Annotated in this window: 9 protein-coding genes and 4 pseudogenes; all 13 read left to right on the top strand. The window is 47.8% G+C overall.

The features are described 5' to 3' along the window. The 13 genes and pseudogenes from JCM16496_RS10575 (at position 1) to JCM16496_RS10515 (ending at position 13,303) form a co-directional block, all read left to right on the top strand. A complete protein-coding gene (locus JCM16496_RS10575; RefSeq protein WP_128809539.1) occupies positions 1–459 on the top strand; it encodes a hypothetical protein in 459 nt (152 codons plus the stop codon). Between the two features lie 481 nt (positions 460–940). After that, positions 941–1,141 (top strand): hypothetical protein, encoded by a 201-nt coding sequence (locus tag JCM16496_RS10570; protein WP_244440314.1) that lies wholly within the window; start codon positions 941–943, stop codon positions 1,139–1,141. 237 nt (positions 1,142–1,378) lie between these two features. Then, positions 1,379–4,198: a DUF8487 domain-containing protein gene (locus tag JCM16496_RS10565; RefSeq protein ID WP_025834172.1), complete on the top strand. Its 2,820-nt coding sequence runs from the start codon at positions 1,379–1,381 to the stop codon at positions 4,196–4,198. A gap of 80 nt (positions 4,199–4,278) precedes the next feature. After that, the gene (locus JCM16496_RS23700; protein ID WP_244440313.1) at positions 4,279–4,587 is read left to right on the top strand and encodes a BT4734/BF3469 family protein; all 309 of its coding nucleotides are present in this window, start codon (positions 4,279–4,281) and stop codon (positions 4,585–4,587) included. After that, complete coding sequence (locus JCM16496_RS10555) at positions 4,523–5,077, top strand: DUF5063 domain-containing protein (protein ID WP_025834168.1); 555 nt, start codon at positions 4,523–4,525, stop codon at positions 5,075–5,077. The genes JCM16496_RS23700 and JCM16496_RS10555 overlap by 65 nt, the downstream gene beginning before the upstream one ends. A 3-nt stretch (positions 5,078–5,080) precedes the next feature. After that, positions 5,081–5,704, top strand: coding sequence for a 3'-5' exonuclease (locus JCM16496_RS10550; RefSeq protein WP_025834166.1), 624 nt, complete (start codon positions 5,081–5,083; stop codon positions 5,702–5,704). A gap of 49 nt (positions 5,705–5,753) precedes the next feature. Then, positions 5,754–6,935: a class I SAM-dependent rRNA methyltransferase gene (locus tag JCM16496_RS10545; RefSeq protein ID WP_025834164.1), complete on the top strand. Its 1,182-nt coding sequence runs from the start codon at positions 5,754–5,756 to the stop codon at positions 6,933–6,935. A 315-nt stretch (positions 6,936–7,250) separates the two neighbouring features. Beyond that, positions 7,251–8,507, top strand: a complete 1,257-nt coding sequence (locus JCM16496_RS10540; protein ID WP_025834162.1) for a nucleoside permease — start codon at positions 7,251–7,253, stop codon at positions 8,505–8,507. Positions 8,508–8,533: 26 nt separating this feature from the next. Further along, a pseudogene (locus JCM16496_RS10535) lies at positions 8,534–9,117 on the top strand (bifunctional nuclease domain-containing protein). A 1-nt stretch (position 9,118) separates the two neighbouring features. Further along, positions 9,119–9,816, top strand: a pseudogene (locus JCM16496_RS10530) (16S rRNA (uracil(1498)-N(3))-methyltransferase). Between the two features lie 22 nt (positions 9,817–9,838). Further along, positions 9,839–11,391 (top strand): annotated as a pseudogene (locus JCM16496_RS10525) (DUF4836 family protein). A 41-nt stretch (positions 11,392–11,432) separates the two neighbouring features. Next, positions 11,433–12,076 (top strand): annotated as a pseudogene (locus JCM16496_RS10520) (ATP-binding cassette domain-containing protein). Between the two features lie 18 nt (positions 12,077–12,094). Further along, the gene (locus tag JCM16496_RS10515) at positions 12,095–13,303 is read left to right on the top strand and encodes a transporter (protein WP_025834160.1); all 1,209 of its coding nucleotides are present in this window, start codon (positions 12,095–12,097) and stop codon (positions 13,301–13,303) included. The last annotated feature ends 68 nt before the right edge of the window (positions 13,304–13,371 follow it).

Below are 13,371 nucleotides of genomic sequence, written 5' to 3'. Positions count from 1 at the left end.
ATGAAACATGGAATTATATCGTCAGGCATTATGGTACTATGGTTCGCTTCTGCTGTATCATGTAGCCATAACAAATCAAATAATGCCGATGATTCCGTTTCCAGAGGTGTAGTTCAGCCAGTAGCCATAACGGCTAGTCCTACAGATGAAGATTTCATCGGCGAATACACTGATCCCCACGATGGTTCAACGCTTAAAATCGACAAAAGCACTAATTCAAGACCGAGTGTAGAAATCGGCTTGTTCAGGTTGACTGATATTGATGACGGAATCGGCAGATTCACGGATGGCGAATTGACATTCACCGCCACGGATGCGGCAGGTAACCCCATACAAGGTAAAATTTCGCTTGATGGGAATATCGCTGTTTTGGAATTTACCGAATCAACATGGAGCTATCTCCCCAATGGCACCACCTATCGCTTCAAACGTGATACTGCGACTATGAAGCAGGAGTAGGAACAAAGCTGGCTGTCAGTGCTGCATGAGTCATGTTATCCCTAGCTTGCGGATATGTATCCCAAGACTTGGTCTGTCTGTCCCAAGGTTTGGTTTTTCTATCCCAAGCCTTGGGATAGAACTTTCTCTATACTTCGAAACATTTTAGTATTAATTCCCGGAACTTTTTTTATATAATGCCGGCATCTTTTTTATTAGTATCCAACAATGCGGAATATAGTACGGCTCCGCAAACACTCATGTTCCTAACGGACCGTCAACTGCTGATTCGCATAAATAATATGTTTAGGGAAATGCGCCGTAAACAGCAACAGTTATTGTAGATACAAAAAGAGGATGTGTCAGAATTCACCCCAGATTACACGGATTAACACAGAATGGGATTAATCTACTGATAATCAAGAATTCTTATCTGTGCAAATCGGTGTAATCTGGGGTGAATTTTGACAACCTCTTGTCATGGTCTCATTATAAGGGTCTTTTGACAGTTACCAACCCGGAAACCCGTGCTTGGTATCTGAAGGATTCACAGTATTACGAACGCCTATTGCTTTCGCACGACAAGGACAAGGTGGAAACGGAAATGAAATCCCTTACCCGCTCGTTTGAGCAAGATAAGCTGGAGTTCATCAAAATACATGCTTTATATGTCCACCGAAGAGGAACTGCGGTACGAGATTGAAAGACAGAAAAACTTTTACCGGTTGCAGCACACGGAAAAATCAATAGAGTAACGACGTCTGGTGAAAAGATTGGTTATAATGACGAACACTCAACAACACTAATATCAAGCATGAAGACAACAATAAAAAAACATCCCGTCACATAATTGGAAACATTTTGTATACAGAGAGACGGGAGCAATGCCCTATATTTGCAACCGGTCAATCAATCACCGGCCATGAAAAACAGGTAGTTTATGAGAAATTTCATTGTATTATGCTTATTGGCATGTCTGGCATCATGTACAGACAAAAAAGAATTCCAGACAATAAGAGAACGAATCGATTTATCAGGAAGTTGGAACAGCTCATTAGGGAGCTGCACATTGCCCGGTACGACGGATGAAAACAAGTTGGGAGACGGCAAGCATCCTACCAATGTAACCTCCCAGTTGACACGAACTTATCCCTACTCCGGCATCGTAGAGTATGAAAAAGATGTTGAAATTCCCGTACAGATGGAAGGAAAACGCCTGATACTTTTCATGGAGCGTACAAAACCCAGCACTCTCTGGATAGATGGAGACAGTATAGGCACGTCAGGACATATCTATGCACCTCACTGCTATAGCCTGCCGGCTTTGGCACCCGGCAACCATCATGTTAAGATACGCATTGACAATTCCCCCAGCTCCGTACCAGCCGAAATACAGGGTTCGCATGCCTGGACTGACGGCACACAAACCAACTGGAACGGCATTTTGGGCGATTTCTACATCGAAGCGACCCCACACACCTATCTCAAGCAGGTACAAGTCTACCCATCTGTAAAGGAGAAAAAGGCCCGCATCCATGTAAACATATACAGCGATTCGGAGCAATCGGGCGTAGTGACCCTTTCTGCCAAGACGTGGAACACCCAACAAGAACACCAGTTGCCGGACATGGAAAAACAAGTCGGCTTGAGCAAAGGTGAAAATAAGATAGAACTGGTGCTCGACATGGGCAACCGAATGCAGACATGGAGTGAATTCCACCCCACACTTTATGCACTCAACGTGGTCCTTGCCACAAACGAGGGTAAAGACAATATAATAACAGATTTCGGTATGCGCGACTTTGCCACCGAAGGTACTCAGTTCACCATAAACGGATTCAAGACCTTCTTGCGCGGCAAGCACGACGCTTGCGTATTCCCGCTTACCGGATATGCGCCAATGGATGTAAAGTCCTGGCGAAAAGTTTTTCAAACAGCCAAGAGTTATGGCATCAACTACTACCGTTGCCATTCCTACACCCCGCCCCGCGCCGCTTTTGCCGCTGCCGACATCGAAGGTATCTATTTCCAGGCCGAGTTGCCTTTATGGGGAAGCATTTCACCGGACAACCATCGCCTGAATGACTTCTTGCTGAACGAAGCCTATATGACCCTCGACTACATGGGCAATCACCCCTCATTCACCATGTTGGGACTGGGCAACGAGTTAGGTGGCGACGTTGACCTGATGCGCAATTGGCTGGACGGATTCAGAAAGCACGACAACCGCCATCTGTATTCGTTCGGCTCCAACAACTTCCTGGGTTGGGGAGGCGCCATAGACGGTGAAGATTACCTGACAACCTGCCGGGTAGGAGGAGGCGAAGGCTATACAACGCACGTACGCAGTTCGTTTGCCTATGTCGATGCCGAAAAGGGAGGTATCTTGAACAACACCCGTCCCAATACCCGTGCGGATTATACTGCTGCCATAGCAAAATCTCCCCGACCGGTCATCAGTCACGAAACCGGACAGTTCCAAATTTATCCCGACTACAAGGAGTTGGAGAAATACACCGGCGTATTGCATCCATATAACTTGGAGATATTCCGTGACCGGCTCAATGAAAATGGACTGCAGAACCAGATTGACGCATTCCATCAGGCCACCGGTCGGTTTGCCGTCGAATGCTACAAGGCCGATATTGAATATGGTCTGCGCACTGCCGGTTTAGGCGGATTCCAGATGCTCGACCTTCAAGACTTTCCCGGACAAGGCTCGGCACTGGTAGGCATTCTGGATGCTTTCATGGATAGCAAAGGCATTGTCACTCCCGAAACATTCCGCGGCTTTTGTGCCCCGGTGGTACCGCTGGCGCTTATGGACACCTACTGTTACAGCAACAAAGAAGAGCTGAACATAGGCCTCGCCCTAACAAATTACGAAGAGCAACCATGGTCTGATGCATTATGCTGGCGTCTGGAAAGCTTGAGCGACGGCGTAACTTTTATTCGCGAAGGCAAAGTCCCCGCCCATGTAGAGCAAGGAAAAGTAATGCAGGTGGGCGAGTTGAAGAGTGCCCTTACCGAAATAGACAAACCTGCCCAACTGCGACTGACACTGACCACCGGGAATTATCATAACTATTATAACTTATGGGTATACCCCGACCGGGCACCGGAAAGCGAAGCGGACATCTTCATCTGTCAATCCTTGGACGACGAGGCGCGAAAGAGACTGGGCCAAGGAGGAAAGATACTGCTTATACCCGACCACAAAGCCATTGAAGAACAGAGTGTAGGCGGACTTTTTACTCCTGACTACTGGAACTATGCCATGTTCAAAAGCATTTCGGAAAACGCCGGCCGCGAAGTTTCGCCGGGCACCCTCTCCTTGCTGATGGACGAGACACATCCCTTGTTCCGGCAGTTCCCCACCGAGTGCCATAGCAACTGGCAATGGTGGAGCATCGTACGCCACGCCCGCCCCTTTATTCTGAACGCTACACGCCACGAATACAAGCCGCTTATCCAAGTAGTAGACAATGTGGAACGGAACCACAAGTTAGGCTTGCTATTCGAATTTGCCGTAGACAACGGTAAGGTATTGGTTTGTATGAGCAACCTCGAAGCAATTCGCCACACTCCGGAAGGAGGTCAGCTGCGCAATGCCATTTTAAGTTATATGAAGTCGGCTGAGTTCTCTCCCACCGAGACGCTGACCTCACAGCAGTTGCAGCACATATTAACAACCGAGGTGAAGAAGCAAGACATTGTCGGTGTGAAAAACCAGTCGGATTATGACGTACAGCCAGAATAAAAAATAAGAAACTTACCCTTATACGCACCGCTCGTGAAACCGGCAAAGAGACATTCAGCACATGGCCCAGCGACACCGTGATGGAGAAGATAATCTGCCCTGCCGCAGAATATACCCGCAGCAAAGAGGGGGAAAGATACCTGAAAACCTACAACGGACTGGTACAGATTGAAGTCAACCATCTGGCCCTGCTGACAGACCCCAGCGGCAGCCGCCGGAAGACAAGAGGAACAGAATATCATGTAGTGAAAAAAGAAGAATCCTGCCAATTAATTTGCTTCTACTTTCGGTTTGCGCTATCTTTGCGTTTCAAATCAAGAAGATATGAAAAAAGAAAGTCAAGTGATATTCGACCGGAATGCCGTAGAGTTTGTGACCGTAGCCGCTGAGTTCTGCAAGTTTCTGGAACAAGCGGAAGGGGTGAAACGTTCTGCGTTCGTCGATACCTCCTTAAAAATACTTCCGCTGCTCTACCTGAAGGCCTCCATGCTGCCCGAGTGCGAAACCATAGGAGACGAAGCACCGGAAACATTCGTCACCGAAGAGACCTATGAGGTACTCCGCATGAACCTCGCCAATATCCTGGCCGAGAAAGACGACTACCTGGACGTATTCGTATCCGACATGAAGTATAGTGACCAGCCCATCACCAGGAACATTTCCGAAGACTTGGCCGACATATACCAGGACATCAAGGACTTTATCTTCGTATTCCAGCTGGGTTTCAACGAGACGATGAATGATTCGCTTGCCATCTGCCAGGAAAACTTCCGCCTCCATTGGGGACAGAAGCTTGTCAACACCCTGCGTGCCCTGCACGAGGTGAAGTATGCGCAAGGCGAGGATGAAGAGGAAGAAACCGCTGACTTTGAATTTTAAATTATGGTTATCAAAAGAACAATAGATAAAGAAATCCTGAAAGACCTGCCCAAAGCCGCCTTTCCGGGACAGATACATGTCGTACAGACACCGTGGGAAGCGGAGAAGGCAGTCGCCTATCTGAAGTCCTGCCCGTTGCTGGGCATAGACAGCGAAACCCGTCCGTCGTTCACAAAAGGACAGATACACAAGGTGGCCCTGCTGCAGATTTCCTCAGAGGAACATTGCTTTCTGTTCCGTCTCAACCTGACGGGACTGACCCTGCCGGTTATCACATTGCTGGAAAACCCGAGTGTAACGAAAGTAGGCCTTTCCTTGCGGGACGACTTCATGATGCTGCACAAACGCGCGCCCTTCGAACAGCATGCCTGCATCGAATTGCAGGAATATGTCCGCGCTTTCGGCATCCAGGACAAAAGCCTGCAGAAGATATACGCCATCCTCTTCGGAGAAAAGATTTCGAAAAGCCAACGCCTTTCCAACTGGGAAGCCGAAACCTTGACCGAACCTCAGAAACTGTATGCCGCCACCGATGCTTGGGCATGCCTCAACATCTACAACAAGCTACAAGAACTGAAACGGACAGGAGATTTTGAAATAGAAGCTAATAGTAATGTGCCAATGTGATGCACATTACCACATTACCACATTAATCACATTAGCACATTATATATATATGTACAAAGTATACCTTAAACCCAATAAAGAGGAGTCATTAAAGCGTTTTCACCCGTGGGTGTTTTCCGGTGCCATCGCATATTTCGACGGAGAACCCGAAGAAGGGGAAGTAGTTGAAATCTATACTTCCAAAAAGGAATTCATAGCCAAAGGGCATTTTCAGATTGGCAGTATCGCCGTACGCGTACTGACCTTCCGCCAAGACGAAGAAATCAATGCGGACTTCTGGAAACGCAAACTCAGCATAGCATACGACATGCGCCGCAGTATCGGCATAGCCGGAAACCCGACAAACAACACCTATCGCCTGGTGCACGGGGAGGGAGACAACCTGCCGGGGCTGGTTATCGACATTTATGCCCGCACCGCAGTGATGCAGGCACATTCTGCCGGCATGCACCTCGACCGCATGGCCATTGCCGACGCCCTTACCGAAGTGATGGGCAGCCAGATTGACAATATCTATTACAAATCGGAGACGACCCTTCCCTTCAAGGCCGACCTCTATCCGGAGAATGGTTTCTTGAAAGGCGGCAGCACAGACAATGTAGCCATGGAGTACGGCCTGAAGTTCCACATCGACTGGCTGAAAGGTCAAAAGACCGGTTTCTTCGTAGACCAACGCGAGAACCGTTCGCTACTGGAACGTTATGCCAAAGGCCGCAGCGTACTGAATATGTTCTGCTATACCGGCGGCTTCTCCGTATATGCCATGCGTGGAGACGCCAAACTGGTGCATTCCGTGGACAGCTCCGCCAAAGCCATCGACTTGACCAACAAGAATATAGAACTGAACTTCCCGGGTGACACCCGCCATGCCGCCTATGCAGAAGATGCCTTCAAATACCTGGACCGCATGGGCGACCAATACGACCTGATAGTTCTTGACCCTCCTGCTTTTGCCAAGCACCGCGATGCCCTGCGCAATGCCCTGCAAGGCTACCGCAAACTCAATGTCAAGGCTTTCGAAAAAATCAAGCCCGGAGGTATTCTTTTCACTTTCTCGTGCTCGCAAGCCGTCAGTAAAGAAAACTTCCGCACAGCCGTGTTTACAGCCGCTGCCATGTCCGACCGCAGCGTACGCATCCTGCACCAACTGACGCAACCTGCCGACCACCCGGTAAGCATCTACCATCCGGAAGGAGAATACCTGAAAGGGCTGGTTCTATATGTAGAATAGAGGAAAAAGCAGGCTTTATTGGCCCATTTTTCTTAAATAGAGTTAATAAAAAGCAGAAATATATCGAAATAGCATGTTATATAACATAAACCGTGTATATTTGCACTGTGTTTTTCATGGTATTAGATTTAAGGTTAATAAAGATTGGGTGTCTGGGATAGATACCCTTCTTTTTTTATAATACATTCCTTCCCCAATATACCCCTATATTAATCCCTTTCATTGAAAGAAAAAGCCGTACAGTACTTGTTTTTCTCCTTGTCTCATTGTACATTTGCATCTATTACATAGTTCAAAACATAAAAAGCTAATATTATGAGCATCAAATTCCGACTCACTGCCATGCAATTCCTGCAATTCTTCGTTTGGGGAGCATGGCTGATTTCATTAGGTGGTTACATGGGCGGTACGTTACATTTTGAAGGCGGACAAATCGGAGCAATCTTTGCAACCATGGGTATAGCCTCACTGATAATGCCCGGACTGACCGGTATCATCGCCGACAAATGGATAAACGCCGAACGCCTTTACGGCATACTTCACCTCATCGGTGCCGGTGCTCTGATTTATGCTTCCACTGCCACTACGTACACCCACATGTACTGGGCCATGCTGCTCAACATGCTTGTTTATATGCCCACACTATCCCTGGCCAACACTGTGTCCTACAATGCGCTGGAAAGATATAAAATGGATTTGGTGAAAGACTTCCCCCCCATCCGTGTATGGGGAACGGTAGGTTTTATTTGTGCCATGTGGGCTGTGGACCTTACCGGGTTCAAGGCAAGTGCGGCACAACTCTATGTGGCAGCCATCTCGGCAGCCATGCTGGGGCTTTACGCCTTCACCCTTCCTGCCTGCCCTCCCATGCGCAGTGAAGGAAAAACGATGCTCTCCGCTTTCGGACTGGATGCACTGGTGTTGTTCAAGCGCAAGAAGATGGCCATCTTCTTCCTATTCTCCATGTTGCTGGGAGCCGCCCTTCAAATAACAAACACCTATGGTGACCTTTTCCTGGGCTCGTTTGCTTCCATACCGGAATATGCAGATTCATTCGGTGTGAAACACTCCGTCATCCTGCTCTCCATCTCGCAAATGAGTGAGACGCTGTTTATCCTTGCCATCCCCTTCTTCCTGAAACATTTCGGAATCAAGCGTGTTATGTTAATCAGTATGTTTGCATGGGTATTCCGTTTCGGGCTCTTCGCCCTCGGAGACCCGGGAAGCGGACTTTGGATGCTCATTCTCTCGATGATAGTCTACGGCATGGCATTTGACTTTTTCAATGTATCGGGCTCGCTGTTTACAGAAATGGAGGCACATCCCAGTATCCGTGCCAGCGCACAAGGCTTGTTCTTCATGATGACGAACGGTGTGGGAGCCATCATCGGAGGTTATGCCAGCGGAGCCGTGGTGGATGCCTTCTCGGTATATGCCGAAGGCGGAGGACTGGTAAGCCGCGACTGGACACCGGTATGGTTTATCTTTGCAGGATATGCCTTAGTCATTGGTCTGTTATTTGGAATAGTATTCCGCTATAAACATAATCCGGAGAAAATAGAGAAAAACTGATTGAGAATCAGGTTGATTTAACAGGTATGAATAAGAAAAAGATAGAATTACAAGTACTAAACATTTCCAACAGCCAGGCGCAAGCGGGCGCTATGCCCTGGTACTGGGTGAAGCGGGCGGCGAGCGCCAGCTTCCGATTATTATAGGTGCCACCGAAGCACAAGCTATGGTCATCGAGATGAAAGGTATTGTACCGCCCCGTCCGCTGACCCATAACCTATTCGCTTCCGTCCTTGAAATACTGGGTGTAAAACTAATGCGTATTCTTATCTATAAGGTAGACAACGGAGTATTCTACTCTTACCTTTATATGAAAGCCGAAGAAACCATTCTCCGGATTGATGCGCGTACCAGCGACGCCGTTGCCCTGGCATTGCGCATGAATGCCCCTATCTTTGTCTACGAAGACATCCTCGAAGCAGAATGTCTGAAAACCGTCGAAGGTTCCATCGACCCGATGGGAGGCGGCGAACCGGACAAAGACGAACTGCTGCAGGAAGACACGATAGGCATACTGAAGACAGCCCTGCAGAAAGCTATCGAAGAAGAGGACTACGAACGAGCCGCACAAATAAGGGACAAAATCAATCAACTCAAGAACAATTTGTAATATGCACGTATTCTATACCCCCGACATACAAGCCCACGCAGAGCTGCCCGAAGAGGAAGCCGCACACGCCATACGCGTCTTGCGCTTGCAGGCTGGAGACGAGGTCATGCTGACAGACGGAAAAGGCTGCTTTTATCGTGCCGAAATCAGTACGGCTACAAACAAGCGCTGTCTGGTGAATATCCTGGAAACCCTTCCGCAAGCCCCCTTGTGGAAAGGTCATCTGCACATTGCCATGGCGCCTACCAAGAATATGGATCGCACAGAGTGGTTTGCCGAGAAAGCGACGGAAATAGGGTTTGACGAACTGACATTCCTGAACTGCCGTTTCTCGGAACGGAAAGTCATCAAGACGGAGCGCATCTCCAAAATACTGGTTTCCGCCATCAAACAGTCGCTCAAAGCACGCCTCCCCCAACTGAATGAGATGACAGACTTCAACAAGTTCATCACACAGCCTTTTCCGGGTCAGAAATTCATCGCCCACTGTTATGAAGGCGAAAAACCGCTTTTGAAGGATATGGTACATCCCGGAGAGGACGCCCTCGTACTAATCGGTCCTGAAGGAGACTTCAGCGAAGAGGAAGTCCGGAAGGCGGCGGAAAACGGGTTTATCCCCATCAGCCTGGGAAAATCAAGCTGCGCACAGAGACGGCGGCACTGGTTGCCTGCCACATCCTCAACTTACAGAATCAATGATACTCACTAAAACAAAAACTATATGAAAAAGAACCTATTCTTCCACTTCTCAGTACTGGCAATGCTCATCGTGCTGATAAGCGCTTGTTCGTCCAAAAAGTCGGAATATACCAATGTGATTCCCTCCGATGCCTCGCAAGTCATCGCTGTCAATTTAAAATCATTGGCAGACAAGGCCGGAACAAAGGACAAAGAGAACAAAGAAGCTCTGCAAAAGCTGACAGATGCCTTGAAAAGCGGTATGAATGCAGCCACTTTCCAGCAATTGGAGCTGTACTGAAAGACCCTGCCAAATCGGGAGTGGACGTTCATGCGCCCATCTATATCTTCAATGCTCCCTCGTTCCCCTACACAACAATGGTAGCCAAAGTTCAGAACGAGGATGACTTGCTGAAACTACTGGAAGTTACGGAGAAAGAACAGATAAGCAGCCACGTGGCAGAAGCGGACGGTTACAGCTTTGCACAAATCAACAAGCAGGCACTACTCGCTTTCACTCCTACCACGCTTATGGTGGTGAACTACACCGGCACATCGCAACTGGAAAAAGTCAAGGAGGGAATTCCCGCCCTACTGAAACAGACGGAAGAAAACAGTATCAACAGCAATACCGCTTTCAAGAAGATGCAAAAGCAGAACGGAGACATCAACATGCTCATTACTCCCTCCAGTCTGCTGAGTGCCTATGCCAATCCGCTGAATTACGGAATATCCAAGAGTATTGATTTGAAAGACTTGAAGATGCTGGGAAGCCTCTCTTTCGAAAAAGGAAAAATTGAGCTGAAGATAGATAACTATACAGAGAATGCAGAACTGAAAACTCTCTTCGAAAAGCAGGCCAAAAGCACTTGCCCCATCGAAAACACATTCCTGAAATATTTCCCCAAATCTACGCTGGCACTGCTCAGCATAGGTATCAATGGAGAGGAGTTCTACAATGTGCTGCAAGAGAATGAGCAGTTCCGCAACGATTTCTCCATTACCAAAGCCGCTGAAGTGAAGGACTTGTTCAGTGCTTTCCACAACGACCTGACCATAGGCCTTATCAATGTAACCATGAACAGCAATCCTTCTTTCCTGGCCTATGCCAGCGTAAAGAATGATGCTCCTCTGAAAGCCCTTTATGAGAAAAAGTCCGAACTGGGACTGAAATGCGGCGAAGACATCGTGAAATTGAATGAGAATGAATATGTCTATAAATCACGCGCTATCAACATATTCTTCGGCATACGAGACAAACAGATGTACGCCACCAATGACGAACTGCTGTATAAGAATGCCTGCAAGACCGCCGACCCGTCTGCCAAAGAGACTGACTTCGCTTCCAGCCTGAAAGGCAAGCGTACAGCCTTTGTCATCAATGCGGAAGCCGTACTCGACCTGCCCGTTATAAAATTGCTTGTTGGATTCGGCGGACAAGAGTATAGCACCTATTACTCGCTGCTCGGCAATATCTCGTATCTGGAAGCTGTCGGCACCGAGGACAAGGCAACCGTTACCCTGCAACTGAAGAATAAGGATGTAAATGCGTTGAAACAGATTGTGGACTTCATCAAACAGTTTGCAGGAATGTAATTTAAGGATTAAGGATTAGAGATTAAGGATTAATACCACTCATGAATAGGATTCACCTACGGCAAACACTACCTCAAGTGTTTGCGACCGTGATGCCATTATCTCAGACGTATGGCATCGGGACATTACGTTCCACAAAGGGAAACGTTATCTCATAGAAGCCGCTTCGGGTACCGGAAAGTCATCGCTCTGCAGCTATATTTACGGCTATCGGCACGATTATCAGGGAATCATCAACTTTGATGAACGCAATATCCGTTCACTCTCCGTCAATGACTGGATAGATATACGCAAACACTCTCTCAGCATTCTTTTTCAGGAGTTGCGTATCTTTCCCGAACTTACCGCCATCGAGAACATACAACTGAAGAACCGGCTTACCAATTTCAAAAAAAGGAAAGAAGTCCTTACCCTCTTCGAAGCCATCGGCATTGCCGACAAGGTAAACGAAAAAGCCGGAAAGCTATCTTTCGGCCAGCAACAAAGAGTCGCCTTTATCCGCAGCCTCTGCCAGCCTTTCGACTTCATCTTCCTGGACGAACCCATCAGCCATCTGGATGACGAGAACGGAACAATCATGGGCAGACTGCTGACAGAAGAAGCCAGCCGCCAAGAAGCGGGAATCATAGTGACTTCCATAGGTAAGCATCTGGAACTAGAGTATGACGAAATTTATCAATTATAAATGTGTTAATGTGCTAATATGAACCGACTTGTTTGGAAACTTCTCCGTCAGCACATCAGTGTCGGACAGTTGGCAGGCTTTTTCCTCGCCAATCTCTTCGGCATGATGATTGTATTGCTGAGCGTGCAATTCTATCGTGACGTCCTTCCCGTTTTTACGGAAGGGGACAGTTTCATGAAGAAGGATTATATCATTGCTACCAAGAAAATCAGTACTTTGGGCAGCTTTGCCGGGAAAAGCAATACCTTCTCCAAAGATGAAATAAAAGACCTGAAAGCCCAACCTTTCACCAAGGGAGTAGGCGCGTTCACTCCTTCCTTGTTCAAGGTCTCTGCCGGACTCGGTATGCAGGAAGCCGGTATCCGCTTGTCGACAGAGATGTTTTTCGAGTCTGTACCCGACGAATATGTGGATGTCAGTCTGGACAAATGGCATTTTGATGAAGATACCCGGGTAATTCCCATCATCGTTCCGCGCAATTATCTGAACCTCTATAACTTTGGCTTTGCACAAAGCCGGAGTCTGCCGAAACTCTCCGAAGGCCTGATGAGCCTGGTACAGATGGATGTGATGATGCGGGGCAACGGACGTATGGAACAATATAAAGGCAACATTGTAGGATTCTCCAACCGGCTGAATACCATTCTCGTTCCCCAATCCTTCATGGACTGGGCCAACAAGAATTTCGCACCGGATAAAGAAGCGGAACCGTCCCGGCTGATTGTGGAAGTAAAGAATCCTACCGACACAGCCATCACCGACTATTTCCAGCAAAAGAATTACGAAACCGAAGGCAACAATCTGGATGCCGGAAAGACAACTTATTTCCTGCGCCTCATTACGGCTATCGTCATGGGCGTAGGATTGTTCATCAGCATTCTGTCATTCTACATCCTGATGCTGAGCATCTTCCTGCTTCTCCAGAAGAATACGGTAAAACTGGAAAACCTACTGCTGATAGGATATAGCCCGACGCGGGTAGCCACGCCTTATTATATACTGACAGTAGGGCTGAATATACTGGTACTGTTCCTCGCCATCGGCTGCGTGGCATGGGTACGCAGTTACTATATAGAAGTAGTCAGGAATCTCTTCCCGCAACTGGAAAGCGGGTCACTGCTTCCATGTATATTGACCGGTTGCCTGCTGTTCCTTGCCGTATCACTGCTGAATATGCTGGCCATACGCAGGAAGATTATCAATATTTGGAAAGGGGGAAGAGGGTGAATTCTAAGTCCTCTCCAAACAATATTTATAAAATCTTACCCAAGTTTACGAACATTAACGTATCCTTG

The sequence above is a fragment of the Bacteroides rodentium JCM 16496 genome, assembly GCF_000614125.1.
Classification (GTDB): domain Bacteria; phylum Bacteroidota; class Bacteroidia; order Bacteroidales; family Bacteroidaceae; genus Bacteroides; species Bacteroides rodentium.
This window is presented reverse-complemented; position numbering and strand designations above follow the sequence as displayed.